At 62.6% G+C, this 24,068-nt stretch carries 30 protein-coding genes; 2 read left to right on the top strand and 28 right to left on the bottom strand.

The window, feature by feature from the left end:
• Positions 1-6: 6 nt before the first annotated feature.
• The 25 genes from rplO to rpsL all read right to left on the bottom strand — a co-directional run bounded on the left by rplO (position 7) and on the right by rpsL (position 13,699).
• Positions 7-489 carry a 50S ribosomal protein L15 gene (gene rplO / locus WJU21_RS13790; RefSeq protein ID WP_346324016.1) on the bottom strand — a complete coding sequence of 161 codons (483 nt, stop codon included), beginning with the start codon at positions 487-489 and terminating at the stop codon, positions 7-9.
• Between the two features lie 29 nt (positions 490-518).
• Positions 519-710, bottom strand: coding sequence for a 50S ribosomal protein L30 (rpmD, locus tag WJU21_RS13785; protein ID WP_346324015.1), 192 nt, complete (start codon positions 708-710; stop codon positions 519-521).
• Positions 711-737: 27 nt separating this feature from the next.
• Positions 738-1,307 carry a 30S ribosomal protein S5 gene (gene rpsE / locus WJU21_RS13780; RefSeq protein WP_346324014.1) on the bottom strand — a complete coding sequence of 190 codons (570 nt, stop codon included), beginning with the start codon at positions 1,305-1,307 and terminating at the stop codon, positions 738-740.
• 30 nt (positions 1,308-1,337) lie between these two features.
• Positions 1,338-1,700, bottom strand: a complete 363-nt coding sequence (rplR, locus tag WJU21_RS13775; protein WP_346324013.1) for a 50S ribosomal protein L18 — start codon at positions 1,698-1,700, stop codon at positions 1,338-1,340.
• Positions 1,701-1,734: 34 nt separating this feature from the next.
• Positions 1,735-2,268 carry a 50S ribosomal protein L6 gene (gene rplF, locus WJU21_RS13770; protein ID WP_346324012.1) on the bottom strand — a complete coding sequence of 178 codons (534 nt, stop codon included), beginning with the start codon at positions 2,266-2,268 and terminating at the stop codon, positions 1,735-1,737.
• Between the two features lie 26 nt (positions 2,269-2,294).
• The gene (gene rpsH / locus WJU21_RS13765; protein WP_346324011.1) at positions 2,295-2,693 is read right to left on the bottom strand and encodes a 30S ribosomal protein S8; all 399 of its coding nucleotides are present in this window, start codon (positions 2,691-2,693) and stop codon (positions 2,295-2,297) included.
• Between the two features lie 13 nt (positions 2,694-2,706).
• Positions 2,707-3,012 (bottom strand): 30S ribosomal protein S14, encoded by a 306-nt coding sequence (gene rpsN, locus WJU21_RS13760; RefSeq protein WP_346324010.1) that lies wholly within the window; start codon positions 3,010-3,012, stop codon positions 2,707-2,709.
• A gap of 41 nt (positions 3,013-3,053) precedes the next feature.
• Positions 3,054-3,611, bottom strand: coding sequence for a 50S ribosomal protein L5 (gene rplE / locus WJU21_RS13755; RefSeq protein ID WP_346324009.1), 558 nt, complete (start codon positions 3,609-3,611; stop codon positions 3,054-3,056).
• Positions 3,604-3,918: a 50S ribosomal protein L24 gene (gene rplX / locus WJU21_RS13750; protein ID WP_346324008.1), complete on the bottom strand. Its 315-nt coding sequence runs from the start codon at positions 3,916-3,918 to the stop codon at positions 3,604-3,606. Before rplX ends, rplE begins: the two co-directional genes overlap by 8 nt.
• The gene (gene rplN, locus WJU21_RS13745) at positions 3,918-4,286 is read right to left on the bottom strand and encodes a 50S ribosomal protein L14 (RefSeq protein WP_346324007.1); all 369 of its coding nucleotides are present in this window, start codon (positions 4,284-4,286) and stop codon (positions 3,918-3,920) included. Before rplN ends, rplX begins: the two co-directional genes overlap by 1 nt.
• A 22-nt stretch (positions 4,287-4,308) precedes the next feature.
• Complete coding sequence (gene rpsQ, locus WJU21_RS13740; RefSeq protein WP_346324006.1) at positions 4,309-4,545, bottom strand: 30S ribosomal protein S17; 237 nt, start codon at positions 4,543-4,545, stop codon at positions 4,309-4,311.
• Between the two features lie 17 nt (positions 4,546-4,562).
• Positions 4,563-4,766 (bottom strand): 50S ribosomal protein L29, encoded by a 204-nt coding sequence (rpmC, locus tag WJU21_RS13735; RefSeq protein ID WP_346324005.1) that lies wholly within the window; start codon positions 4,764-4,766, stop codon positions 4,563-4,565.
• Positions 4,767-4,778: 12 nt separating this feature from the next.
• Positions 4,779-5,195, bottom strand: coding sequence for a 50S ribosomal protein L16 (gene rplP / locus WJU21_RS13730; protein ID WP_346324004.1), 417 nt, complete (start codon positions 5,193-5,195; stop codon positions 4,779-4,781).
• A gap of 22 nt (positions 5,196-5,217) precedes the next feature.
• Positions 5,218-5,919, bottom strand: coding sequence for a 30S ribosomal protein S3 (gene rpsC / locus WJU21_RS13725; protein ID WP_346324003.1), 702 nt, complete (start codon positions 5,917-5,919; stop codon positions 5,218-5,220).
• A complete protein-coding gene (rplV, locus tag WJU21_RS13720; RefSeq protein ID WP_346324002.1) occupies positions 5,919-6,299 on the bottom strand; it encodes a 50S ribosomal protein L22 in 381 nt (126 codons plus the stop codon). The genes rpsC and rplV overlap by 1 nt, the downstream gene beginning before the upstream one ends.
• A gap of 1 nt (position 6,300) precedes the next feature.
• Positions 6,301-6,579 carry a 30S ribosomal protein S19 gene (gene rpsS / locus WJU21_RS13715; protein WP_346324001.1) on the bottom strand — a complete coding sequence of 93 codons (279 nt, stop codon included), beginning with the start codon at positions 6,577-6,579 and terminating at the stop codon, positions 6,301-6,303.
• 10 nt (positions 6,580-6,589) lie between these two features.
• Positions 6,590-7,423 carry a 50S ribosomal protein L2 gene (rplB, locus tag WJU21_RS13710; RefSeq protein WP_346324000.1) on the bottom strand — a complete coding sequence of 278 codons (834 nt, stop codon included), beginning with the start codon at positions 7,421-7,423 and terminating at the stop codon, positions 6,590-6,592.
• Between the two features lie 3 nt (positions 7,424-7,426).
• The gene (locus tag WJU21_RS13705) at positions 7,427-7,723 is read right to left on the bottom strand and encodes a 50S ribosomal protein L23 (protein ID WP_346324070.1); all 297 of its coding nucleotides are present in this window, start codon (positions 7,721-7,723) and stop codon (positions 7,427-7,429) included.
• 5 nt (positions 7,724-7,728) lie between these two features.
• Complete coding sequence (rplD, locus tag WJU21_RS13700) at positions 7,729-8,349, bottom strand: 50S ribosomal protein L4 (RefSeq protein ID WP_346323999.1); 621 nt, start codon at positions 8,347-8,349, stop codon at positions 7,729-7,731.
• Positions 8,350-8,354: 5 nt separating this feature from the next.
• Positions 8,355-9,137: a 50S ribosomal protein L3 gene (gene rplC / locus WJU21_RS13695; protein ID WP_346323998.1), complete on the bottom strand. Its 783-nt coding sequence runs from the start codon at positions 9,135-9,137 to the stop codon at positions 8,355-8,357.
• A 15-nt stretch (positions 9,138-9,152) separates the two neighbouring features.
• Positions 9,153-9,467 carry a 30S ribosomal protein S10 gene (gene rpsJ, locus WJU21_RS13690; RefSeq protein ID WP_346323997.1) on the bottom strand — a complete coding sequence of 105 codons (315 nt, stop codon included), beginning with the start codon at positions 9,465-9,467 and terminating at the stop codon, positions 9,153-9,155.
• A 61-nt stretch (positions 9,468-9,528) separates the two neighbouring features.
• Positions 9,529-10,719: an elongation factor Tu gene (tuf, locus tag WJU21_RS13685; protein WP_346323983.1), complete on the bottom strand. Its 1,191-nt coding sequence runs from the start codon at positions 10,717-10,719 to the stop codon at positions 9,529-9,531.
• Positions 10,720-10,745: 26 nt separating this feature from the next.
• A complete protein-coding gene (fusA, locus tag WJU21_RS13680) occupies positions 10,746-12,821 on the bottom strand; it encodes an elongation factor G (RefSeq protein ID WP_346323996.1) in 2,076 nt (691 codons plus the stop codon).
• A 23-nt stretch (positions 12,822-12,844) separates the two neighbouring features.
• Positions 12,845-13,315 (bottom strand): 30S ribosomal protein S7, encoded by a 471-nt coding sequence (rpsG, locus tag WJU21_RS13675; RefSeq protein ID WP_346323995.1) that lies wholly within the window; start codon positions 13,313-13,315, stop codon positions 12,845-12,847.
• A 12-nt stretch (positions 13,316-13,327) separates the two neighbouring features.
• Positions 13,328-13,699: a 30S ribosomal protein S12 gene (gene rpsL / locus WJU21_RS13670; RefSeq protein ID WP_346323994.1), complete on the bottom strand. Its 372-nt coding sequence runs from the start codon at positions 13,697-13,699 to the stop codon at positions 13,328-13,330.
• A gap of 345 nt (positions 13,700-14,044) precedes the next feature.
• Between rpsL and WJU21_RS13665 the strand changes: the two genes are divergently transcribed.
• Both WJU21_RS13665 and WJU21_RS13660 read left to right on the top strand, forming a co-directional pair.
• Positions 14,045-14,461 carry a GFA family protein gene (locus WJU21_RS13665; RefSeq protein ID WP_346323993.1) on the top strand — a complete coding sequence of 139 codons (417 nt, stop codon included), beginning with the start codon at positions 14,045-14,047 and terminating at the stop codon, positions 14,459-14,461.
• Between the two features lie 95 nt (positions 14,462-14,556).
• Positions 14,557-15,078, top strand: coding sequence for a TlpA disulfide reductase family protein (locus tag WJU21_RS13660; RefSeq protein WP_346323992.1), 522 nt, complete (start codon positions 14,557-14,559; stop codon positions 15,076-15,078).
• Between the two features lie 63 nt (positions 15,079-15,141).
• On the opposite strand, the gene rpoC is transcribed toward WJU21_RS13660, so the two are convergent.
• The 3 genes from rpoC to rplL all read right to left on the bottom strand — a co-directional run bounded on the left by rpoC (position 15,142) and on the right by rplL (position 24,028).
• A complete protein-coding gene (gene rpoC / locus WJU21_RS13655) occupies positions 15,142-19,350 on the bottom strand; it encodes a DNA-directed RNA polymerase subunit beta' (RefSeq protein ID WP_346323991.1) in 4,209 nt (1,402 codons plus the stop codon).
• 83 nt (positions 19,351-19,433) lie between these two features.
• On the bottom strand, positions 19,434-23,528 hold the full coding sequence (rpoB, locus tag WJU21_RS13650; protein WP_346323990.1) for a DNA-directed RNA polymerase subunit beta: 4,095 nt from the start codon (positions 23,526-23,528) through the stop codon (positions 19,434-19,436).
• A gap of 122 nt (positions 23,529-23,650) precedes the next feature.
• Positions 23,651-24,028, bottom strand: coding sequence for a 50S ribosomal protein L7/L12 (gene rplL / locus WJU21_RS13645; RefSeq protein ID WP_346323989.1), 378 nt, complete (start codon positions 24,026-24,028; stop codon positions 23,651-23,653).
• Positions 24,029-24,068: the final 40 nt, after the last annotated feature.

Below are 24,068 nucleotides of genomic sequence, written 5' to 3'. Positions count from 1 at the left end.
GCGCTTTTATTCGGCGCCGTCCGTCGGCGTCGCTCCCGCGACGATGTGGACCTTGCCCCCCGCCTTTTCAACCGCCTCGATCGCCGTCTTCGACGCACCATTGGCGGTAATCTCGATGGCGGCGGTGATCTCGCCCTTACCCAGCAGACGGAAGCCGTCACGCAGATGCGTCACCACGCCCGCCGCAACCAGCACGGCGCCGTCGATAACACCGGCCTGGAGCTTGCCGGAATCGATGGCTGCCTGCAGACGGCCGATATTGACCGATGCATAGCGCTTGCGATTGATGCTCTTGAAACCACGCTTCGGCAGCCGGCGATGCAGCGGCATCTGACCGCCTTCATAGCCGTGGATTGCCACGCCCGAGCGCGAGGTCTGACCCTTCACGCCACGGCCGCCGGTCTTGCCCTTGCCGGAGCCAATGCCCCGTCCGATGCGCTTGCTGGTCTTGGTCGCGCCGGGATTGTCGCTGATCTGGTTGAGACGCATCTCGATATTCCTTCGTTAGGGGACGACGCTTAAACGTCGACCTCTTCCACCTGCACCAGGTGGTGAATCTTGTTAACCATGCCGCGCACCGAGGGCGTGTCTTCGAGCACGCGGGTACGATGCATCTTGTTCAGGCCCAGGCCAACGAGGGTCGCGCGCTGGTCCTTGGCCCGGCGGATCGGACTACCGATCTGCGTCACCTTCAACATTTTCTCGGACATCTTCCTGACCTTCCGCTTCCGGCCTTATCAGCCTTCGACAATTTCGCCGACCTGCTCGGGACGGCGGACGAGAATGTCGCCCACCTTCTTGCCGCGCTTGCCGGCCGCCATACGCGGCGACATCTGCTTCTTCAGCGCGTCGAACGTGGCGCGCACCATGTTGTAGGGATTCGACGTGCCGATCGACTTGGTCACCACGTCGTGGATGCCCAGCGCCTCGAACACGGCACGCATCGGGCCACCCGCGATGATACCGGTACCGGCTGGCGCCGTACGCAGAACCACCTTGCCGGCGCCATGGCGACCGTCGATGTCATGATGCAGCGTGCGGCCTTCGCGCAGCGGCACACGGATCAGGCTGCGCTTGGCGGCTTCCGTCGCCTTGCGAATTGCCTCAGGCACCTCGCGCGCCTTGCCCTTGCCGAATCCGGCGCGGCCCTTCTGATCACCGACGATGACGAGCGCGGCGAAACCAAAACGCCGACCACCCTTCACCACCTTGGCGACGCGGTTGATGTGCACCAGGCGATCAATGAACTCGCTGTCCTGATTGCGGTCATGCGAGCGATCCGACCGTTCTCCACGTTCCCGTGCCATTTCGTGTTCCTACTCGATTCCGTTATCGGCTTAGAAGTTCAGGCCGCCTTCGCGCGCGGCATCTGCCAAGGCCTTGATCCGGCCGTGGTAGAGGAAACCGCTACGATCGAACATGACATCCTTGATGCCAGCATCGACCGCACGCTTGGCGATCAGGGTGCCCACTTCACGGGCCGCGTCCACATTGGCGCCCGACTTGCCGGCACCGCGGAAATCCTTCTCCAGCGTCGACGCGGAGGCCACCGTCCGGCCTTCCCGGTCGTCAATGACCTGGGCATAGATATGCTTGCCACTACGGTGCACGGCCAGGCGCACCCGCCCGGTTCCGCTTTTCCGCAGCCGGTTGCGCACCCGCTGCTGGCGCCGAAGAAACAGCTCAATTCTCTTGTTCATGGCTTCAAACCCACCAGTGTGCCAAACGCGGCATTTACTTCTTCTTGCCTTCCTTGCGGAAGATGAATTCGTTGGCATAACGCACGCCCTTGCCCTTGTAGGGCTCCGGCTTGCGCCATTCGCGGATCTTCGCCGCGACCTGGCCAACCTTCTGCTTGTCGATGCCCGAAATCTCGATCTCGGTCGGGACCGGCGTCTTGATCTCGATGTCGTCGGGAATCGGGAACACCACGTCGTGGCTGTAACCGAGCTGCAGCGTCAGGGTCCGACCCTGCACCGCGGCGCGGTAACCGACGCCGGTGATCGCCAGCTTCTCGGTGAAGCCCGTGGACACACCGGTGACCAGATTGCTGACGAGCGTGCGCTGCAAACCCCACATGGCGCGCGAGCGCTGGCTCTTGCTGCGAGGCTGCACCGAAATCGCGCCATCTTCCTGCGTCACGACCACGTCATCGACGAAAGTCATGGCGAGCACGCCCTTTGGTCCCTTCACCGACAGCTCCGACCCGCTCAACGTCACATCGACGCCGCTGGGAATGCTGACTGGCTTCTTACCGATACGAGACATCGTTCCGTTTCCTTACGCTCTCGGCCTTAGACGACCGTGCAGATCACTTCGCCGCCAACATTGGCCGCACGGGCCTGGTTGTCGGACATCACGCCCTTGGGCGTTGAAATGATCGAAATGCCCAGGCCGTTGGCGACACGCGGCAGCTCTCCGACCGAGGAGTAGACGCGGCGTCCCGGCGTCGACACGCGGGCGATGGTGCGAATGACCGGCTCGCCCTCGTGATACTTCAAGGACACCTCGATCTCGGCCTTGTTGTCTTCAAGATCGTGGCGCTCGTAGGCGCGGATGTAGCCTTCCGACTGCAGCACCTCGAGAACGCGCTCACGCAGCTTGGAGGCTGGCACGCGCACCGTCGACTTGCGCCGCATCTGGGCGTTGCGAATGCGGGTCAGCATATCGCCGATTGGATCTGATATCGCCATGGGCGTTTCTCCGTTACCAGCTCGACTTGACCAGGCCGGGGATCTGCCCCTTCGACCCGAGCTCGCGCAAGGCAATTCGTGATAGTTTGAACTTGCGATAGACGGCGCGCGGACGGCCAGTCAGTTCGCAGCGATTACGCACGCGGACCAGCGCACCGTTCCTCGGCATCTCGGCCAGCTTCAGCCGGGCGCGGAACCGATCTTCCGGCGACAGCGTGTCGTCCTTCGCCTGAGCCTTCAATTCACGGCGCTTGTCGGCAAACTTGGTCGCCAGACGCTCACGCCTCTTGTTCTTAACAATCGAACTCTTCTTAGCCACGATCAAGTCCTCCTGAGACCTGCTCCAGCGCAAACAACGCCTTAACCCCGGAACGGCACTTGGAAACCGGTCAGCAGGGCTTTCGCCTGCTCGTCGTCGGTCGCCGTGGTGCAAATGATGATGTCCATGCCCCGGATCTCGTCGATCTGGTCATAGTTGATTTCCGGGAACACGATCTGTTCCTTCAGGCCCAGCGCATAATTGCCGTTGCCGTCGAAGCTCTTGGGCGAAACGCCCCGGAAATCCCGAACCCGCGGCAACGCGATGGTCACCAGACGGTCCAGAAACTCGTACATGCGCTTGCCGCGAAGCGTCACCTTGCAACCGACCGGCATGCCTTCGCGCAGCTTGAAGCCGGCGATTGACTTTTTGGCCTTGGTGACCACCGGCTTCTGGCCGGCGATCCTCGTGAGCTCTTCGGCCGCGATGGTGATCTTCTTGGTGTCGCGGGTGCCTTCACCCACGCCCATATTGATCACGATCTTGTCCAGCTTGGGCACGGCGAGCTGATTCTTCAGCCCGAACTGCTCCATGAGCTGCGGACGCACCTCGGTCTCGTAATGGGCCTGCAGGCGCGCTTTTTCAGCGGTCTCAGACATCGATATTCTCTCCTGACTTCTTCGCGAAGCGGACCTTCTGGCCATTCTCGAAGCGGAAGCCGACACGGGTCGCCTCACCCGTCTTGGGGTCGACGATCGACAGGTTGGCCAGCGCCAGCGGCGCCTCTTCCGACTTGATGCCGCCCGGATCGAGCTGGCTCGGACGCTTGTGCTTCTTGACCATGTTCACGCCCTGGACAACGGCGCGGCCGTCATCGGGAATGACCCGCAGCACTTCGCCCTTCTTGCCCCTGTCGCGGCCCTTGGTCACGATGACCTGGTCGCCTTTTTTTATCTTCGCAGCCATTACAGCACCTCCGGCGCCAGCGAGATGATTTTCATCATCGACTTCGCACGCAGTTCGCGGGTCACCGGGCCGAAGATACGGGTACCGATGGGCTCGCCCTGCTTGTTGATCAGCACGGCCGCATTCGTGTCGAACCGGATGCTCGACCCGTCCGACCGGTAAATTTCCTTGGCGGTGCGAACGATAACGGCGCGATGCACGTCACCCTTCTTCACACGCCCCCGCGGAATCGCCTCTTTGACGCTGACGACGATGACGTCGCCGACGGAAGCGACCTTCCGCTTGGAACCGCCGAGAACCTTGATGCACTGGACACGGCGCGCACCCGAGTTATCGGCAACTTCCAGATTCGACTGCATTTGAATCATGGCGTATCTCCCGGAACGTCCATCAAGCCTGTTCGGCAATCACCCGCCAGCGCTTCATGCGCGAGATCGGCGGGCATTCCTCGATACGCACCATGTCACCGACCTGGCAGGTATTTGCTTCGTCATGGGCATGGTAGCGCTTTGACTGGCGCACGACCTTACCCAGCAGCGGATGCTTCACGCGTCGTTCGACACGGACCACCGCAGTCTTTTCGTTGGCGTTACTGACGACCACGCCTTGCAGAATTCTTTTCGGCATCTCTAGCGTACTCCGTCCTACGCGCCGGCCCCGGGGGCCTGTTTCTCGCCAAGAATTGTCTTGATCCGCGCGATGTCCCGGCGCACCTGGCGGCGACGCGCTGGGTTTTCCAACTGACCTGTGGCCTGCTGGACCCGCAAATTGAACTGTTCACGCTTCAGTTCACCGAGACGGTCACTGAGCTGATCGGGGGTCATACCCCTGGTTTCCGAGGCCTTCATGGCTTCAATCTCCTAGTGTTCGCCGGGCCGCGATACCAGACGAGTCTGGATCGACAGCTTGGCGGCGGCGCGATCGAAGGCCTCGCGGGCGATCGTCTCGGACACGCCCTCGATCTCGAACATGATCCGGCCCGGCTTTACGCGAGCCACCCAGAATTCCGGCGAGCCCTTACCCTTGCCCATGCGGACTTCGGTCGGCTTCTTGGAGACCGGCACATCCGGGAAGATCCGGATCCAGACACGACCGGCACGCTTCATGTGACGGCTGATCGCGCGGCGGGCCGCCTCGATCTGGCGCGCCGTGATGCGGCCCGGCTCTACCGCCTTCAGACCGAAGGCGCCGAAGTTGAGTTCGGTGCCACCCTTGGCCTTGCCATGGATGCGGCCTTTGAAGGCCTTCCTAAATTTCGTTTTCTTCGGCTGAAGCATGGACCTGTACCTTCAGTCTGCGCTAGTTCATCGACCGGGAGCCGGGGCCGCCTTGCTGCGACTCCAGTGCCCGCTTTTCGGAGGCCATCGGGTCATGTTCAAGGATCTCGCCCTTGAAAACCCAGACCTTCACACCGCACACGCCGTAGGCGGTGTTGGCACGCCCCTCGCCGTAATCAATATCGGCGCGCAGCGTATGCAGCGGCACACGACCTTCGCGGTACCATTCCATGCGCGCGATTTCCGCGCCGCCGAGACGGCCACCGCAATTGATGCGGATGCCCTTGGCGCCAAGGCGCATGGCGGACTGAACGGCGCGCTTCATGGCGCGGCGGAAGGCGACGCGGCGCTCGAGCTGCTGCGCGATGTTCTCGGCGATCAACTTGGCATCGATCTCGGGCTTGCGGACCTCAACGATGTTGAGATGCACTTCCGAGCCCGTCATCGTCGAGATCTCCCTGCGGAGCTTGTCGATGTCGGCGCCCTTCTTGCCGATGATCACGCCCGGACGCGCCGAGTGAATGGTGACTCGGGCCTTCTTGGCCGGCCGCTCGATGACGATCTTCGAGATACCGGCAGCAGACAGCTTGCTCTCCAGGTATTCGCGGATCTTGATGTCCTCGTGCAGCAGCCGGGCGAAATCCTTGTCATTCGCGTACCAGCGCGAATCCCAGGTGCGGTTTACGCCCAGGCGAAGACCAATTGGATTAATCTTTTGACCCATCAGGCCGTCTCCTCGACTTCGCGGACGATGATCGTCAGCCGGCTGAAGGGCTTTTCGATCCTGGCGCCGCGGCCACGCGCACGGGCATGGAACCGCTTCATCATAAGCGCCTTGCCCACATGGGCTTCGGCGACGATCAGCTGATCGACATCCAGCTGATGATTGTTCTCGGCGTTGGCGATGGCGCTTTCCAGCACCCGCTTCACATCGTTGGCGATGCGGCGCTTGGAGAAGGTCAGGGTATTGAGCGCCTGCTCGGCCTTCATGCCGCGGATCATGCCGGCGACCAGATTCAGCTTACGCGGGCTGGTGCGGATCGAGGTGGCGATAGCCGTCGCCTCGTGATCGCCCAGAGCGCGCTCTTTGGCTTTCTTGCTCATATCAGCCCCTCTTCGCCTTCTTGTCGGCGGCGTGGCCATAGTAGGTACGGGTCGGCGAGAACTCGCCGAGCTTGTGGCCGACCATTTCCTCGGACACATGCACCGGTACGAACTTGTGGCCGTTGTAGACGGCGAAGTTGAGACCGACGAACTGCGGCACGATGGTAGAACGGCGCGACCAGGTCTTGATCGCTTCGCTGCGGCCGCTGTCGCGGACGGCTCCGGCCTTCTTGAGCAGGTAGCCGTCGACAAACGGGCCTTTCCAAACTGAACGTGGCACGCTCTGTCTCCTACTTCTTCCGCGCGTGGCGCGAGCGAACGATGAACTGATCCGTCGACTTGTTGGACCGGGTCTTTTTACCCTTGGTCGGCTTGCCCCACGGGGTGACCGGATGACGACCGCCCGAGGTGCGGCCTTCGCCGCCGCCGTGGGGATGATCGACCGGGTTCATGGCAACACCACGCACCGACGGGCGCTTGTTCAGCCAGCGGTTACGGCCGGCCTTGCCAAGGTTGGTATTCTGATTGTCCGGGTTCGACACCGCGCCAACCGTGGCCATGCATGTGGAATGCACGATCCGCTGTTCGCCCGAGGCCAGACGCAGGATCGAGTAGTCGCCGTCCCGGCCCACATATTGCACATAGGTGCCGGCGGCGCGGGCGATCTGGCCGCCCTTGCCCGGCTTCAGCTCCACGTTGTGCACGATGGTGCCGACCGGCATGGCGCCAAGCGGCATCGCGTTGCCCGGCTTCACGTCGACCTTCTTGCCCGCGATCACCTGATCGCCAACCGACAAACGCTGCGGCGCCAGGATATAGGCCAGTTCGCCGTCCTCGTACTTCACGAGGGCGATGAACGCCGAGCGGTTCGGATCGTATTCCAGACGCTCGACCGTGCCGACAGAGTCGAACTTGCGGCGCTTGAAATCGACCAGCCGGTACGACCGCTTGTGACCGCCGCCCTGACCGAACGCGGTAACGCGTCCGGTATTGTTGCGGCCGCCCTTCTTGGTCAGGCCATGGGTGAGCGCCTTGACAGGCTTGCCCTTCCAGAGACCGGACCGGTCGACCAGCACGAGGCCGCGCTGGCCGGGCGTGATCGGATTATATGTCTTAAGCGCCATCGGTTAGACTCCCGTCGTAATATCGATCGTCTCGCCTTCGGCGAGGGTCACGATGGCCTTCTTGTAGTCGGGACGCTTGCCGACAACACCGCGGAACCGCTTGACCTTACCCTGCTGGCGCAGGGTATTGACCGCGTTGACCTTCACACCGAACACCGTCTCGACGGCTTCCTTGATTTCCGGCTTGGTCGCGTTGAGGGCGACCTTGAAGGTAACCTGGTTGTTCTCGACGCCAACCGTCGACTTTTCAGTGACGACAGGCTTCAGCAGCAGGTCAAAGTGCTTGTTCTTCGCCTTCATCTTGCTCATTTCAGGCGCTCCCCGAGCTTCTCGACCGCGGCCTTTGTCAGCACCAGCGTGTGATGACGCAGGATGTCGTAGACATTCGCGCCCTGGCTGGGCAGCACGTCGATGTGCGGAATGTTGGCCGCGGCGCGAGCGAAGTTCTGCTCGACCGCATCACCATCGATGATCAGCGCGTTGGACCAGCCGAGCTTGGCCAGAGTAGCCACGAGCGCCTTGGTCTTGGCATCCGACAGGGTCGCGTGATCCAGCACCACCAGTTTGCCTTCGGCGTGCTTGACGGACAACGCGGTCTTCAGCGCCAGTTTGCGAACCTTCTTGGGCAGATCATGCTCATGGCTGCGAACGACCGGACCGAAGGCCTTGCCGCCGCCGCGGAACTGCGGCGCCTTGCGATCGCCGTGACGGGCGCCGCCGGAACCTTTCTGCTTCACGAACTTCTTGCCGGTCAGCGCGATTTCCGAGCGACCCTTGGTTTTGTGCGTGCCGGCCTGGCGCTTGGCCAGCTGCCAGCGCACGGCGCGCTGCAGCAGGTCCTGGCGAGCAGGCAGGCCATAGATCGCGTCGTCCAGATCGGCCGAGCCGGCGGCGCCGGCGTCGAGGGTAATGACGTCAACTTTCATCGCCATCACTCCTTGTTCTCGGCGGCATCGCCGCTGGTTCCATCGACCTGGGCCGCGTCAACCTGCGCCTCATCGACCTGGGCTTCCTCGACCTGCGGCTCCTCGGCCACGGCGGCCTGACGGATCGCCGCCGGGAAAGGCAGGTCTTTCGGCTGCTTGCGCTTGACCGCGTCGCGAACCAGGACCCAGCCACTGGCCGGACCCGGAACAGCGCCGTGAACCAAAATCAGGCCACGCTCGACGTCAGTGGAAACCACCTTCAGGTTCTGGGTCGTGACGCGCACGGCACCGAGGTGACCGGCCATCTTCTTGCCCTTGAACACCTTGCCGGGATCCTGACGCTGACCGGTGGAACCGTGCGAGCGATGCGACACCGACACACCGTGCGAGGCCCGCAGACCGCCAAAGTGATGGCGCTTCATGACGCCGGCAAAGCCCTTGCCGATGCTGGTGCCGGTCACGTCGACGAACTGGCCTGCCACGAAATGATCCGTGGTCAACTCCGCGCCGACATCGATCAGCGCGTCCTGCGACACGCGGAACTCGACGACCTTCTTCTTCGGCTCAACATTCGCCTTGGCGAAGTGGCCGCGCATCGGCTTCCCGACCCGGCTTACCTTGGCCATGCCCACTCCGAGCTGGACGGCGGAGTAGCCGTCACGGTCCTCGGTCTTCTGGGCCACGACCTGGCAATTGTCCACCTTGAGGACGGTAACGGGCACATGAGCCCCGTCCTCGGCGAACACGCGGGTCATTCCGACCTTCTGTGCTATCATTCCCGAACGCATTGGAGTCTTCCTGCCTTAGGCCTGCAGCTTGATTTCGACGTCGACACCAGCGGCGAGGTCGAGCTTCATCAGCGCGTCCACGGTTTCCGGCGTCGGGTCAATGATATCCAGCAGCCGCTTGTGGGTGCGGATTTCGAACTGCTCACGCGACTTCTTGTCAATGTGAGGCGAGCGCAGCACGGTGAACTTTTCGATCTTGGTCGGCAGCGGGATCGGGCCGCGAACACGCGCACCGGTCCGCTTGGCCGTCCCCACGATCTCGCCCGTCGACTGGTCGAGAATCCGGTGGTCAAACGCCTTCAGGCGAATGCGGATATTTTGGTTGTCCATGCCACTCTCACCAAATAATTGGGCCGGTCCGGAATAGGCCGGACCGGCCCTTGTTCTTTTCTTACTTCAGGATCTTTGCGACGACGCCGGCGCCGACGGTACGACCGCCCTCGCGGATGGCGAAACGCAGACCCTCGTCCATGGCGATCGGCACGATCAGCTCGACTTCCATGGAGATATTGTCGCCCGGCATCACCATCTCGGTGCCCTCGGGCAGCTTCACCATGCCGGTCACGTCCGTGGTGCGGAAGTAGAACTGCGGCCGGTAATTGCTGAAGAACGGCGTGTGACGGCCACCCTCTTCCTTGGTCAGGATGTAGGCTTCGGCCTGGAACACCGTGTGCGGCGTGATCGAGCCGGGCTTGGCCAGCACCTGGCCACGCTCGACATCGGTGCGATCGACGCCGCGCAGCAGCGCGCCGATGTTGTCGCCCGCCTGGCCCTGGTCCAGCAGCTTGCGGAACATCTCGACGCCGGTGCAAACCGTCTTGCGCGTCGCCTTCATGCCAACGATCTCGACTTCCTCGCCCACCTTCACGATGCCGCGCTCGACACGGCCGGTCACAACCGTGCCGCGGCCCGAGATCGAGAACACGTCCTCGATCGGCATCAGGAACGGCAGGTCGACCGGACGGTGCGGCTGCGGGATGTACTCGTCAACCGCCGCCATCAGCTCCAGAATCTTGTTCTTGCCGATCTCGTCGTTCTTGCCTTCCAGCACCGCCAGCGCCGAGCCGGTGATGATCGGAATGTCGTCGCCCGGGAAATCGTACGACGACAGCAGCTCGCGCACTTCAAGCTCGACCAGCTCAAGCAGTTCCGGATCGTCGACCTGGTCGACCTTGTTCAGGAACACAACAATCGCCGGAACGCCAACCTGGCGCGCCAGAAGAATGTGCTCGCGGGTCTGCGGCATCGGGCCATCGGCCGCCGAAACCACCAGGATCGCGCCATCCATCTGCGCCGCGCCCGTGATCATGTTCTTCACATAATCGGCGTGGCCGGGGCAATCGACGTGCGCGTAGTGACGGTTCGCCGTCTCGTACTCGACATGCGCCGTCGAGATCGTGATGCCACGAGCCCGCTCCTCAGGCGCCTTGTCGATCGAGTCATACGCCTGGAACGTCGCGCCGCCCGTCTCCGCCAGAACCTTCGTGATCGCCGCCGTCAGCGACGTCTTGCCGTGGTCAACGTGACCAATCGTTCCGACGTTGCAATGCGGCTTCGTCCGCTCAAACTTTCCCTTAGCCATGGGATAATTCCTTCTCTCTGCGTTGCTTACGCGCGTTTCGCGACAACCTCGTCACTGACGGCCTTGGGAACTGGCGCGTAGTGCGAGAACTGCATTGTGTACTGGGCGCGGCCCTGGGTCATGGACCGCAGCGTGTTCACGTAACCGAACATGTTGGCGAGCGGCACCGACGCCTTGATGGCGTTGGCATTGCCGCGCATGTCGGTGCCTTCAACAAGACCCCGGCGGCTGTTCAGGTCGCCCATCACGTCGCCGACATAATCTTCCGGAGTCACCACCTCGACGGCCATGATCGGCTCGAGGAGCTGAATGCCAGCCTTCTGGGCCGCTTCGCGGAACGCCGCACGGCTGGCGATTTCGAACGCCAGCACGCTGGAATCCACATCGTGGTACGCGCCGTCGATCAGCTGGACCTTGTAGTCGATAACCGGGAAGCCCGCCAGCACGCCGGCAACGGCGACGCTGTGAACGCCCTTCTCGACGCCCGGAATGTATTCGCGCGGCACCGAACCACCGACGATGGTGGACTCGAACACACCGCCCGAACCAGGCTCGCCGGGCTCGACCACGATCTTGACGCGGGCGAACTGGCCCGAACCGCCGGTCTGCTTCTTATGGGTGTAGTCGACCTCGGCGCGGCGGGTCAGGGTCTCGCGGTACGCCACCTGCGGCGCGCCAACATTGGCCTCGACCTTGAACTCGCGCTTCATGCGATCGACGATGATTTCCAGATGCAGCTCGCCCATGCCCTTGATGATGGTCTGACCGCTTTCGTGGTCGACCGAGACGCGGAACGAGGGATCTTCCTGGGCCAGGCGATGCAGGGCGACGCCCATCTTCTCCTGGTCGGCCTTGGTCTTCGGCTCGACGGCTACTTCGATGACCGGCTCCGGGAATTCCATACGCTCGAGGATGACCGGCTTGACCGCATCGCACAGCGTATCGCCCGTGGTGGTTTCCTTCAGGCCGCAGAAGGCGATGATGTCGCCGGCGCGGGCTTCCTTGACGTCCTCACGGTGGTTCGCATGCATCTCAAGCATACGGCCGACACGCTCGCGCTTGCCCTTCACCGAATTCAGCACCTGGGTGCCGCTCTCTACGACACCGGAATAAATGCGAACGAAGGTCAGCGAGCCGACGAACGGGTCGTTCATGATCTTGAACGCCAGCGCGGCGAAAGGCTGGTCATCGGACGCGCTGCGCTCGGTGGTGTCGTCGCTTTCCGGAACGTGGCCCACATAGGCCGGCACATCGAGCGGCGACGGCAGGAAATCGACAACGGCATCGAGCAGCGGCTGCACGCCCTTGTTCTTGAACGCGGTACCGTTCAGCACCGGCACGAACGCACCGCCGATGGTGCCCTTGCGGATGCACCGACGCAGGGTTTCCTCGTCCGGCTCGTTGCCGTCCAGGTAAAGCTCCAGCGCCTCTTCGTCCTGCTCGACGGCCAGCTCGATCATCTCGAGGCGGGCCGTGGCGGCGGCTTCGGCAAGATCGGCCGGAATATCGACATAATCGAACTCGGCGCCCAGCGACTCGTCGCGCCAGATGACGGCCTTGTTGCGGATCAGGTCGATCAGACCCTTGTAGTCGCTCTCCGAGCCGACCGGCAGCTGAATGACCAGCGCGGTCGCGCCCAGACGGTCGCGGATCATGCCCAGCGTACGCTCGAAGTTGGCGCCGGTGCGGTCCATCTTGTTGATGAAGCACATGCGCGGCACATGATACTTGTCGGCCTGACGCCACACGGTCTCGGACTGGGGCTCAACGCCCGCCACACTGTCGAACACCGCGACGGCGCCATCGAGCACGCGCAGGCTGCGCTCGACTTCGATGGTGAAGTCCACGTGGCCGGGGGTGTCGATGATGTTGATGCGATGGTCGCGCCAGAAACAGGTGGTCGCGGCCGACGTGATGGTAATGCCGCGCTCTTGCTCCTGCTCCATCCAATCCATGGTGGCGGCGCCATCATGGACTTCGCCGATCTTGTGACTGCGGCCGGTGTAATAAAGAATACGTTCGGTCGTGGTCGTCTTACCGGCATCGATGTGCGCCATGATGCCGATGTTGCGGTATCGATCGAGCGAAGTGGTGCGGGACATTTTGAATCAGACCTTAGGGTTCGTTACCAGCGGTAGTGCGAGAACGCGCGATTGGCTTCCGCCATGCGGTGGGTGTCTTCGCGCTTCTTGACGGACGAGCCGCGATTATCGCTGGCTTCCAGGAGCTCCTTGAACAGACGCTCTTCCATCGTGTTCTCGGACCGCTTGCGGGCCGCATCGATGAGCCAGCGAATGGCCAGAGCCTGGGCGCGCTCGGAGCGAACCTCGACCGGCACCTGGTAGGTGGCGCCGCCGACCCGACGCGAGCGAACCTCGATCTGCGGACGGACATTATCGAGCGCGTCGTGGAAGACGCGGACCGGCTCGTTCTTGCCGACCTTCTCGATGCGCGTAAAGGCACCGTACACGATGTCTTCAGCGGCGGACTTCTTGCCGTGATACATCAGGTTGTTGATGAACTTGGACACCACCACGTCGCCATACTTGGCGTCGGGCAGAACTTCACGTTTTTCGGCGGCGCGACGGCGCGACATACTCGGAACTCCTTACTTGGGCCGCTTGGCGCCGTACTTCGAACGGCGCTGACGACGGTCCTTGACGCCCTGCGTATCGAGCACACCGCGCAGGATATGATAGCGGACACCAGGAAGATCCTTTACGCGGCCACCGCGGATCAGCACGACGGAGTGCTCCTGCAGGTTATGGCCTTCGCCCGGGATATAGCTGGTAACCTCGAAGCCGTTGGTGAGACGGACGCGCGCAACTTTACGCAGCGCCGAGTTCGGCTTCTTTGGCGTTGTCGTGTAGACGCGCGTGCAAACACCGCGCTTCTGCGGACAAGCTTCGAGCGCCGGAACCTTGTTTCGTTTCACCGGCTGCTGGCGCGGCTTGCGGATCAACTGGTTAATCGTCGGCATGAGAACCCTTTGGCGTCCATCAAAAACAGCTGCGGCGAATGCCGCATCCAACTAGCAGAAAACCAACGGCATCCCGCCGCTAGGCGGCTGCCGCTGATCGTGTTCTCGGGGTGATCGGTGAGGCTGACATCCACTACTTGGACTGTCACAGCGCAGCGTCTAGGACTTGGCCTACAGCCTGCACCCTCGAGAGGCGCGGAACATATAAGCGGCCTGCCCACTCGTCAAGCGTTAGATCAGGATTCATCCACATGGCGCCGGTGCCTGCAATTCGGCCCAAATCCTGACCATTTCCGCCACTCCCTGGCCCGGTATACTGCGCGTTCATGCAGCGAGGAGGCGGCAATGTCAGGCAGCGGGACAGCATCCGAGGGACGATGCCTGTGCGGAACGGTCCGATACCGCGTCAGCGGGACGCTGGGGCCGGTGCGTTACTGCCATTGCCGCATGTGCCAGCGCGCCTCGGGCAGCGCATTCTCAGCCAACGCATCGGTTCCGGTGGAGCGATTCGCGCTGCTGGCCGGCGCCGACAGCATCCGGGAATATGAGGCCTCGCCCGGCGCATTCCGCTGTTTCTGCGGCCGATGCGGCTCGCCGGTGTTCGCCAGGCTGGCGTTCGACCCGGCGCATATCCGAATCAGGCTTGGCGGTCTCGACCGTCCACACGGTGTCGAGATCACCGCGCATGTCTGGACCGATTCGAAATCCTCCTGGTACGAGATCGGCGAAGCGCTGCCGCAATATGGCCAGGGGTTCGGCTGAGGCGCCCCTCGCATCCATAATGCGGGTGGCGGCATAACCCGGTAGAGTAGCGGCTTGTTAGGTCCAGCCGGACCGCTATTCATTGGGGCAATGCCATGTTGCGACCCATCATCCTTCTGCTCGCTTGCCTGCTGATCGCCGTCCCGCATGTCGAGGCCAAGACCGGCCCCAGGACCAAGGTGGCGGTCGGCGACATGCCGCCCGACTATCTCGGCAAGAACGACACCGGTGGCGACATCCTTGCCAGTGCACTGCGCGGCAAGGTGGTGGTGGTCACATTCTGGGCGACCTGGTGCGGCCCCTGCCTGCTCGAGCTGCCCGTGCTGCAAAGCATTCGCGAGCAGGTGAGCGAGGACAGGCTGGCTATTGTCGCGATCAATTACGGCCAGGGGAAAAGGATCTACCGGAAGATCCTGGAGAGAACGCCCGACTGGACCCTCACCTTCGCCTATGACCCCTGGCAGCGGGCCGCAAAGGCGTTCGGCGTGACGGGACTGCCCCACATGTTCATCATCGACAAGCAGGGCAAGGTCGCGTCAGTACATATGGGCTATGGCGAGGAGACGCTGGCGGCGCTGGTCGGCGAGCTCAACACCTACCTGACAGCGAAACCCTGAAACGAAAAAGCGCGCGGCCCTTTCGGAGCCGCGCGCTTCCTCAAACGTTATGCGCGAGTGTCTTTACTCGGCCGCAGGCGTCGCGGGACTTTCCTCGGCGCCGGGAATCAAACCGGCCACTTCAGGCTGTTCGCTCTGCTGAGCATCAAGGAATTCGCGGTCCCGTTGACTGGCAACCTGGCGCATGCGGTTCATCATGTTGCCCGTACCCGCCGGGATCAGACCACCGACGATGACGTTTTCCTTCAGACCGACAAGGCGATCGATCTTGCCGTTGACCGCCGCTTCGGTAAGAACGCGGGTGGTCTCCTGGAACGAGGCCGCCGAGATGAACGAACGGGTCTGCAACGACGCCTTGGTGATGCCGAGCAGCACCGGCTCGGACGTGGCGACCTTGCCACCTTCCTTGACCGCCTTGGCGTTGAGTTCATCGAACTCGACCCTGTCGACCTGTTCGCCCTTCAGGAACGTGGTATCGCCCGGCGTGAGAATCTCGACCTTCTGCAGCATCTGGCGAACGATCACCTCGATGTGCTTGTCGTTGATCTTCACGCCCTGCAGCCGGTAGACCTCCTGGATTTCGTTGACCAGGTAGTTGGCCAGCGCCTCGACACCCTGCACGCGCAGGATATCGTGCGGCACCGGATTGCCTTCCAGCACGTACTCGCCGCTCTCGATGTAATCGCCTTCGCGCACGCTGATGTGCTTGCCCTTGGGGATCAGGTATTCCACCGGTTCGCCATCGCCTTCCTTCGGCTTGATCACGATCCGCTGCTTGTTCTTGTAATCCTTACCGAACTCCACATAGCCCGAGTTCTCGGCGATAATGCCGTGATCCTTGGGCCGGCGGGCCTCGAACAGCTCGGCCACGCGCGGCAGACCGCCGGTGATGTCGCGGGTACGCGCCGCTTCACGCGGAATACGTGCGACCACGTCGCCGGCATGCAGATCGACACCATCGTTGACCGTGAGGATCGCGTCGACCGACAGCATGTAGCGGGCCTCGAGGCCGTTCGACAGATGGACGATCTCGCCCGCCTCGTCACGCAGGGTAATGCGCGGACGGAGGTCGACGCCCTTGGGCTGTGACCGCCAGTCGATGACGACACGCTGCGAGATGCCGGTGGTTTCGTCGAGCACTTCGCGGATCGAGACGCCGTCGACCAGATCGACATAACGGGCGATGCCGCCGCGTTCGACGATGATCGGGATGGTGTAAGGGTCCCATTCGGCCAGCTTGGTGCCGCGCTTGACCGCACTGCCGTCGTCGACGAGAAGATGCGCGCCGTACGGCACCTTGTAGCGCGCGCGCTGACGGCCGGTGGCATCGGAAACCACGACCTCGCAATTGCGGCTCATGGAGATGAGGCGCTTTTGCGAATCCTCAACGACGTTGCGGTTCTCAAGCATGATCGTGCCGTCGCTGGTGGCCTCGACCGAGGACTGCTCGGCGAACTGCGCCGCGCCGCCGATGTGGAACGTGCGCATGGTGAGCTGGGTGCCCGGCTCGCCGATGGACTGGGCCGCGATGACGCCGACGGCTTCGCCGATGTTCACCTTGGTGCCCCGGGCCAGATCGCGGCCATAGCAGGCGCCGCAGACGCCGCCAGCGGACTCGCAGGTCAGCACCGAGCGGATCTTGAGGGTAGACAGCCCCGCGCGCTCGATCTTGTCGACGATCACTTCGTCCAGTTCCTCACCGGCGCGAACGATCAGCTCACCGGAAACCGGGTCCATGATGTCGTCGGAAGACGACCGGCCGAGGATACGCTCGATCAGCGGTTCGATAACTTCGCCGCCTTCCATCACCTCGGACATGGTCAGGCCGCGGGTGGTGCCGCAGTTCCGCTCGACAATGATGCAGTCCTGCGCCACGTCGACCAGACGGCGGGTCAGGTAACCCGAATTCGCCGTCTTCAGCGCCGTGTCGGCCAGTCCCTTACGGGCGCCGTGAGTCGAGTTGAAGTACTCGAGCACGGTCAGGCCTTCCTTGAAGTTCGAGATGATCGGCGTCTCGATGATTTCGCCCGACGGCTTGGCCATCAGGCCGCGCATGCCGGCAAGCTGCTTCATCTGGGCGGGCGAACCACGCGCGCCCGAATGCGACATCATGTAGATCGAATTGATCGGCTTGGTGCGCTTGGTTTCCTCGTCGATCTGAATCGAGGAGATGCGCTGGATCATCTGGTCGGCGACGCGGTCGGTGCACTGGGCCCAGGCGTCGATGACCTTATTGTACTTCTCGCCCTGGGTAATCAGGCCCTCGGCGTATTGCTGCTCGTATTCCTTCACCAGCGCGCGGGTCTTGTCGACCTCGGCGATCTTGGTTTCCGGAATGACCATGTCGTCCTTGCCGAACGAAATGCCGGCGAGCGCGGCCTGGCGGAAGCCGAGACCCATGATCGCATCGGCGAACAGGACCGTCTCCTTCTGGCCGCAATGGCGGTAGACGATGTCGATCACTTCCGAGATCTGCTTCTTGCCCAGGGTCCGGTTGATGACCTCGAAGCTCACCTTCGGATTCTTGGGGAGGTGCTGGGCCAGAATCATGCGGCCCGGCGTGGATTCCACGCGAACCGTGATCGGGTTGCCATCGGCGTCGACCGTGTCGTAACGGCAGTTGATCTTGGCGTGCAATGACACGGCCCTGGTCTCGAGCGCCTGGCGAATCTCGCTCACGCCCGAGAAGGTCATGCCCTCGCCCGGCTCGTTGTCGTACTGCAGGGTCATGTAATAGAGACCCAGCACGATGTCCTGGCTCGGCACGATGATCGGCTTGCCGTTGGCCGGGCTGAGAATGTTGTTGGTCGACATCATCAGCGCGCGGGCCTCGAGCTGCGCTTCCAGCGACAGCGGCACGTGCACGGCCATCTGATCGCCGTCGAAGTCGGCGTTGAACGCCGAGCAGACCAGCGGATGGAGCTGGATCGCCTTGCCCTCGATGAGTACCGGCTCGAACGCCTGGATGCCCAGACGATGCAGCGTCGGCGCCCGGTTCAGCATGACCGGATGTTCGCGGATGACCTCGTCGAGGATGTCCCAGACCTCGGGGCGCTGGTTCTCGACCATCTTCTTGGCCTGCTTGATGGTGGTCGAGAGACCCTTCTGGTCGAGACGCGAATAGATGAACGGCTTGAACAGCTCGAGCGCCATCTTTTTCGGCAACCCGCACTGATGCAGCTTCAGTTCCGGGCCCACCACGATGACCGAACGTCCGGAATAATCGACGCGCTTGCCAAGCAGGTTCTGACGGAAACGGCCCTGCTTGCCCTTCAGCATGTCGGACAGCGACTTCAGCGGACGCTTGTTGGCGCCGGTGATGGTCCGGCCGCGGCGACCATTGTCGAACAGCGCGTCGACCGACTCCTGCAGCATGCGCTTTTCGTTACGCACGATGATGTCCGGCGCACGCAACTCGATCAGCCGCTTCAGGCGGTTGTTCCGGTTGATGACGCGGCGATACAGGTCGTTGAGATCGGACGTGGCGAAACGGCCGCCGTCCAGCGGGACCAGCGGGCGCAGTTCCGGCGGAATGACCGGCACGACGGTGAGAATCATCCACTCCGGACGGTTGCCCGACTCGATAAACGCCTCGACAACCTTCAGCCGCTTGATCAGTTTCTTCGGCTTCAGTTCGGACTTGGTCTCTGCCAGCTCGGTGCGGATCTCCTCGCGGATGATCGACAGGTCGAGGCCTTCCAGGATGTTGCGGATCGCCTCGGCGCCGATGCCGGCGGTGAAGGCGTCATCGCCATAATTGTCCTGGGCGTCGCGGAATTCTTCCTCGTTGAGCAGCTGGCCCTTCTTCAGCGGCGAGAGGCCGGGCTCGATGACCACATAGGACTCGAAGTACAGGATGCGCTCGAGATCCTTCAGGGTCATGTCGAGCAGCAGGCCGATGCGCGACGGCAGGCTCTTCAGGAACCAGATGTGGGCGACGGGCGCGGCCAGTTCGATATGGCCCATGCGCTCCCGGCGAACCTTCGACAGGGTCACCTCCACGCCGCACTTCTCGCAGACGATGCCGCGATACTTCATGCGCTTGTATTTGCCGCACAGGCACTCGTAGTCCTTGATCGGACCGAAAATGCGGGCACAGAACAGACCATCGCGCTCCGGCTTGAATGTCCGGTAGTTGATGGTCTCTGGCTTTTTGATCTCACCGAAGGACCAGGACCGGATACGATCCGGTGATGCGATCGAAATCTTGATCGAGTTGAAGTTCTGGGCCTTGTTCTGCGGACTGAAGAGGTTAGTGACCTCTTGGTTCATGTTCTGCTCCTCGACTGGACCCGAAGCGGATCCTGCTCGGTAAGATAAGTTCGCAACCTAGTGTACCTGACGTGTCAACTGGGTCAGTCGTCGATGGTGACCAGTTCCACGTTGAGCGCCAGCGACCGCATTTCCTTCACCAGCACGTTGAAGGATTCCGGAATGCCGGCCTCGAACGTGTCGTCGCCCTTGACGATCGCCTCGTAGACGCCGGTACGGCCAGCCACGTCGTCCGACTTCACCGTCAGCATTTCCTGCAGGGTGTAAGCCGCGCCGTATGCCTGCAACGCCCACACTTCCATCTCGCCGAAGCGCTGGCCGCCAAACTGGGCCTTGCCGCCCAGCGGCTGCTGGGTCACCAGGCTGTACGGACCGATGGACCGTGCGTGGATCTTGTCGTCCACCAGATGGTGCAGCTTCAGCATGTAGATGTAACCGACGGTCACCTTGCGATCGAACGACTCGCCGGTGCGGCCGTCATACAAGGTCACCTGGCCGGAGCCGTCCAGGCCGGCCGCGACCAGCGCGTCGACGATGTCGGCTTCCTTGGCGCCGTCGAACACCGGCGTGGCCAGCGGGATACCCTTCGACAGGTTCTTCGCCAGCTCGCGCAGCTGCTCGCCATCCAGATCACGGATGACATCGTCGTACTGGGTGTCGCCGTAGAGCTCCTTGAGACGATCGCGCAGCGCCTGATCCGAGCCCGCGCGTTGCACGTCCTCGAGCAGTTTCGCGACCTGACGCCCGAGGCCGGCCGAAGCCCAGCCCAGATGGGTTTCCAGAATCTGTCCCACATTCATGCGCGACGGCACGCCGAGCGGGTTGAGGACGATGTCGGCCACGGTGCCGTCCGCGAGGAACGGCATGTCTTCCATGGCGGCGATCCGCGAGATGACACCCTTGTTGCCATGGCGACCGGCCATCTTGTCGCCGGGCTGCAACTTGCGCTTCACCGCGACGAACACCTTGACCATCTTCATCACGCCGGGGAGCAGCTCGTCGCCGCGCTGCAGCTTGTCGACCTTCTCCTCGAAACGCTTCTGCAGACGGTCACGGGCATCGTCGAACTGCTTGCGCAGCGCCTCGATGTCGGCCTGACGCGCCTCGTCCTTTACAGCGACATGCCACCACTGGCCCTTGGTCAGCTCGGCCAGCATGTCCTTGGTGACCTCGGCGCCGGGCTTGAAGCCCTTGGGGCCCTTGGCGATCGCCTGTCCGACGAGCAGGTCGTCGAGACGGGCGTAGGAACTGCGCTCCAGGATCGCCAGTTCGTCATCGCGGTCCTTCGCCAGACGCTCGATTTCCTCGCGCTCGATGGTCCGGGCACGCTCGTCCTTGTCGACGCCGTGCCGGTTGAACACGCGGACCTCGACCACCGTGCCCGAGTCACCCGGCGGAACGCGCAGCGACGTGTCGCGGACGTCCGATGCCTTTTCGCCGAAGATGGCGCGCAGCAGCTTCTCTTCCGGGGTCATCGGCGATTCGCCCTTGGGCGTTACCTTGCCGACCAGGATGTCGCCCGCACGTACCTCGGCGCCGATATAGACGATACCGGCCTCGTCCAGGTGGGACAGGCTTTCCTCGCCCACATTGGGGATGTCGCGGGTGATTTCCTCGGGGCCCAGCTTGGTATCGCGGGCCATGACCTCGTATTCCTCGATGTGGATCGAGGTGAAGACGTCCTCGCTGACCATCCGCTCGGAGATCAGGATCGAATCCTCGAAGTTGTAGCCGTTCCAGGGCATGAACGCGACCAGCACGTTGCGGCCCAGGGCCAGCTCGCCCAGATCGGTCGACGGACCATCACCGATGATGTCGCCCTTCTTGACCAGATCGCCCACACGGACCAGCGGACGCTGGGTGATGCAGGTGTTCTGGTTGGAACGCTGGAACTTCACGAGATTGTAGATGTCGACGCCGGACGAGCCGGGATCCACCTCGGACGAGGCACGCACGACGATACGGGTCGAGTCCACCTGGTCGATGATGCCGTCGCGCTTGGCGACCACAGTCACGCCCGAGTCACGCGCCACGACTTCTTCCATGCCGGTGCCGACGAGCGGCGCCTCGGCGCGGACCAGCGGCACGGCCTGACGCTGCATGTTCGAGCCCATCAGCGCGCGGTTGGCGTCATCATTCTCGAGGAACGGGATGAGCGCCGCGGCGACCGACACGAGCTGCTTGGGCGACACGTCCATGGCGCTGATCTGATCCGGCGCCACCATGACGAACTCGCCCGCTTCGCGGCACGACACCAGATCGCTGGTGAAGCGGCCTTCGGCGTCCAGTTCGGCGTTCGCCTGAGCGATGGTGAACTTGCCTTCTTCCATCGCCGACAGGTAGACGACCTCGTCGCTGACCTTGCCGTCGATGATCTTGCGGTAGGGCGATTCGATGAAGCCGTACTTGTTCACCCGCGCGAAGGTGGCGAGCGAATTGATCAGGCCGATGTTCGGGCCTTCCGGTGTCTCAATCGGGCAGATGCGGCCGTAATGGGTCGGATGCACGTCGCGCACCTCGAAGCCGGCGCGCTCGCGGGTCAGGCCACCCGGGCCAAGCGCCGACAGACGACGCTTGTGGGTCACTTCCGACAGCGGATTGGTCTGATCCATGAACTGGCTGAGCTGGCTCGAGCCGAAGAACTCGCGCACTGCGGCAGCCGCCGGCTTGGCATTGATCAGGTCATGGGGCATGACCGTGTCGATCTCGACCGAGCTCATGCGCTCCTTGATGGCGCGTTCCATGCGCAGCAGGCCGATGCGGTACTGATTCTCCATCAGTTCGCCGACCGAGCGGACGCGGCGGTTGCCAAGGTGATCGATATCGTCGATCTCGCCCTTGCCGTCCTTCAGTTCCGTGAGGGTCTTGATGACCGCCAGGATATCGTCCTTGCGCAGGGTGCGGACAGTGTCCTCCACCTCGAGACCAAGGCGCATGTTCATCTTCACACGGCCGACCGACGACAGGTCGTAGCGTTCCGGATCGAAGAACAGGCCGTCGAACAGGGATTCAGCGGTCTCCTTCGTCGGCGGCTCGCCCGGGCGCATGACCCGGTAGATCTCGACCAGCGCGTGCTCGGCGCCCTCGACCTTGTCCGCGAGCATGGTGTTGCGCATGTGCGCGCCCACATTGATGTGGTCGATGTCGAGGGTCGGAACCTCGACAATGCCCGCATCCTCGAACATGGCGATATGCGCTTCGGTGATTTCCTCGCCGGCTTCCAGATAGATCTTGCCGGTCTGCTCGTTCACCAGATCGATCGCCACATAGCGCGTGACCAGATCCTGGGCGGGAACGAGGACTTCGGTGAGGCCCTGCTTCTCGAGCTGGCGCGCGGCGCGCGGGGTCAGCTTCTCGTCGGCCTGCAGGATGACCTCGCCGGTCTCGGCATTGGCGATCGGATAGGGCAGCTTGGCGCCGCGCATGGACTTGGCGTCGAACGGCCGCTTCCAGCCGTCCTTGGCGCGCGTATAGGTGACGTGATTGTAGAAATAGGCGAGGATTTCCTCGCTCGACATGCCCAGCGCATAAAGCAGGGTCGTGACCGGCAGCTTGCGGCGGCGATCGATACGGGCGTGGACGATGTCCTTGGCATCGAATTCGAAATCGAGCCACGAGCCGCGATACGGGATCACCCGCGCAGCGAACAGGAACTTGCCCGACGAATGGGTCTTGCCCCGGTCGTGGTCGAAGAACACGCCCGGCGAACGGTGCATCTGCGAGACGATCACGCGCTCGGTGCCGTTGATGATGAAGGTGCCGTTCGACGTCATGAGCGGCATGTCGCCCATGTAGACTTCCTGCTCCTTGATATCGAGCACGGACTTGGCGCCGGTATCCTCATCGACTTCGAACACGATCAGCCGCAGCGTCGCCTTGAGAGGCGCCGCATAGGTCATGTCGCGCTGCTGGCACTCTTCGGTGTCGTATTTCGGCTGCTCGAACTCATAGCGCACGAACTCCAACGACGCAGTCTCGCCGAAGTCGGAGATCGGGAATACCGACTTGAACACTCCCTGCAGGCCGGCATCGTCGCGCTGGTCCGGCGCCGAATCCTTCTGCAGGAACTGGTCGTAGGAGTTCTTCTGCACCTCGATCAGATTGGGCATCGAGGCAACTTCTTTGATATTGCCGTAGAACTTGCGGACCCGCTTACGACCGGTGAACGAGTTTGCCATCCTTGATCCTTCTCTGACCGCTCAGTCTCATGCCGATGAAAATAGCGGCGATTTTGTGCCTAAATGACCAAAACGGGCAGGCTCCCCAGAACGGAGAGCCTGCCCAATTCCGTAGCGAAGTCTTACTTCACTTCGACCGTGGCACCGGCTTCTTCAAGCTTCTTCTTGAGATCAGCCGCTTCGGTCTTGTTCACGCCTTCCTTCACAGGCTTCGGCGCGCCCTCAACCAGGTCCTTGGCCTCTTTCAGGCCCAGGCCCGTAATCGCACGGACTTCCTTGATCACGTTGATCTTCTTGTCGCCCGCACCGGTCAGGATGACGTCGAAGGAGTCCTTCTCCTCGACGGCTTCGGCCGGAGCGGCACCACCGCCAACGGCGGCGACGGCAACCGGCGCGGCGGCCGAGACGCCCCACTTCTCTTCGAGAAGCTTCGACAGCTCAGCGGCTTCGATCACGGTCAGGTTCGAAAGGTCGTCTACAAGTTTCTGCAGGTCAGCCATTTTGTATCTCCAAAGATTAAGGCCATGTCGGGTTCAACCG

This window comes from Emcibacter sp. SYSU 3D8 (assembly GCF_039655875.1).
Taxonomy (GTDB): Bacteria; Pseudomonadota; Alphaproteobacteria; order SMXS01; family SMXS01; genus RI-34.
This window is presented reverse-complemented; position numbering and strand designations above follow the sequence as displayed.

Bases quoted from the DNA above. Each gene is read 5' to 3' on its own strand.
- rplO (WP_346324016.1), bottom strand. From the start codon at position 489: ATGCGTCTCAACCAGATCAGCGACAATCCCGGCGCGACCAAGACCAGC.
- rpmD (WP_346324015.1), bottom strand. From the start codon at position 710: ATGTCCGAGAAAATGTTGAAGGTGACGCAGATCGGTAGTCCGATCCGC.
- rpsE (WP_346324014.1), bottom strand. From the start codon at position 1,307: ATGGCACGGGAACGTGGAGAACGGTCGGATCGCTCGCATGACCGCAAT.
- rplR (WP_346324013.1), bottom strand. From the start codon at position 1,700: ATGAACAAGAGAATTGAGCTGTTTCTTCGGCGCCAGCAGCGGGTGCGC.
- rplF (WP_346324012.1), bottom strand. From the start codon at position 2,268: ATGTCTCGTATCGGTAAGAAGCCAGTCAGCATTCCCAGCGGCGTCGAT.
- rpsH (WP_346324011.1), bottom strand. From the start codon at position 2,693: ATGGCGATATCAGATCCAATCGGCGATATGCTGACCCGCATTCGCAAC.
- rplE (WP_346324009.1), bottom strand. From the start codon at position 3,611: ATGTCTGAGACCGCTGAAAAAGCGCGCCTGCAGGCCCATTACGAGACC.
- rplX (WP_346324008.1), bottom strand. From the start codon at position 3,918: ATGGCTGCGAAGATAAAAAAAGGCGACCAGGTCATCGTGACCAAGGGC.
- rplN (WP_346324007.1), bottom strand. From the start codon at position 4,286: ATGATTCAAATGCAGTCGAATCTGGAAGTTGCCGATAACTCGGGTGCG.
- rpsQ (WP_346324006.1), bottom strand. From the start codon at position 4,545: ATGCCGAAAAGAATTCTGCAAGGCGTGGTCGTCAGTAACGCCAACGAA.
- rpmC (WP_346324005.1), bottom strand. From the start codon at position 4,766: ATGAAGGCCTCGGAAACCAGGGGTATGACCCCCGATCAGCTCAGTGAC.
- rplP (WP_346324004.1), bottom strand. From the start codon at position 5,195: ATGCTTCAGCCGAAGAAAACGAAATTTAGGAAGGCCTTCAAAGGCCGC.
- rpsC (WP_346324003.1), bottom strand. From the start codon at position 5,919: ATGGGTCAAAAGATTAATCCAATTGGTCTTCGCCTGGGCGTAAACCGC.
- rplV (WP_346324002.1), bottom strand. From the start codon at position 6,299: ATGAGCAAGAAAGCCAAAGAGCGCGCTCTGGGCGATCACGAGGCGACG.
- rplB (WP_346324000.1), bottom strand. From the start codon at position 7,423: ATGGCGCTTAAGACATATAATCCGATCACGCCCGGCCAGCGCGGCCTC.
- WJU21_RS13705 (WP_346324070.1), bottom strand. From the start codon at position 7,723: ATGAAGGCGAAGAACAAGCACTTTGACCTGCTGCTGAAGCCTGTCGTC.
- rplD (WP_346323999.1), bottom strand. From the start codon at position 8,349: ATGAAAGTTGACGTCATTACCCTCGACGCCGGCGCCGCCGGCTCGGCC.
- rplC (WP_346323998.1), bottom strand. From the start codon at position 9,137: ATGCGTTCGGGAATGATAGCACAGAAGGTCGGAATGACCCGCGTGTTC.
- rpsJ (WP_346323997.1), bottom strand. From the start codon at position 9,467: ATGGACAACCAAAATATCCGCATTCGCCTGAAGGCGTTTGACCACCGG.
- tuf (WP_346323983.1), bottom strand. From the start codon at position 10,719: ATGGCTAAGGGAAAGTTTGAGCGGACGAAGCCGCATTGCAACGTCGGA.
- fusA (WP_346323996.1), bottom strand. From the start codon at position 12,821: ATGTCCCGCACCACTTCGCTCGATCGATACCGCAACATCGGCATCATG.
- rpsG (WP_346323995.1), bottom strand. From the start codon at position 13,315: ATGTCGCGCCGTCGCGCCGCCGAAAAACGTGAAGTTCTGCCCGACGCC.
- rpsL (WP_346323994.1), bottom strand. From the start codon at position 13,699: ATGCCGACGATTAACCAGTTGATCCGCAAGCCGCGCCAGCAGCCGGTG.
- WJU21_RS13665 (WP_346323993.1), top strand. From the start codon at position 14,045: ATGTCAGGCAGCGGGACAGCATCCGAGGGACGATGCCTGTGCGGAACG.
- WJU21_RS13660 (WP_346323992.1), top strand. From the start codon at position 14,557: ATGTTGCGACCCATCATCCTTCTGCTCGCTTGCCTGCTGATCGCCGTC.
- rpoC (WP_346323991.1), bottom strand. From the start codon at position 19,350: ATGAACCAAGAGGTCACTAACCTCTTCAGTCCGCAGAACAAGGCCCAG.
- rpoB (WP_346323990.1), bottom strand. From the start codon at position 23,528: ATGGCAAACTCGTTCACCGGTCGTAAGCGGGTCCGCAAGTTCTACGGC.
- rplL (WP_346323989.1), bottom strand. From the start codon at position 24,028: ATGGCTGACCTGCAGAAACTTGTAGACGACCTTTCGAACCTGACCGTG.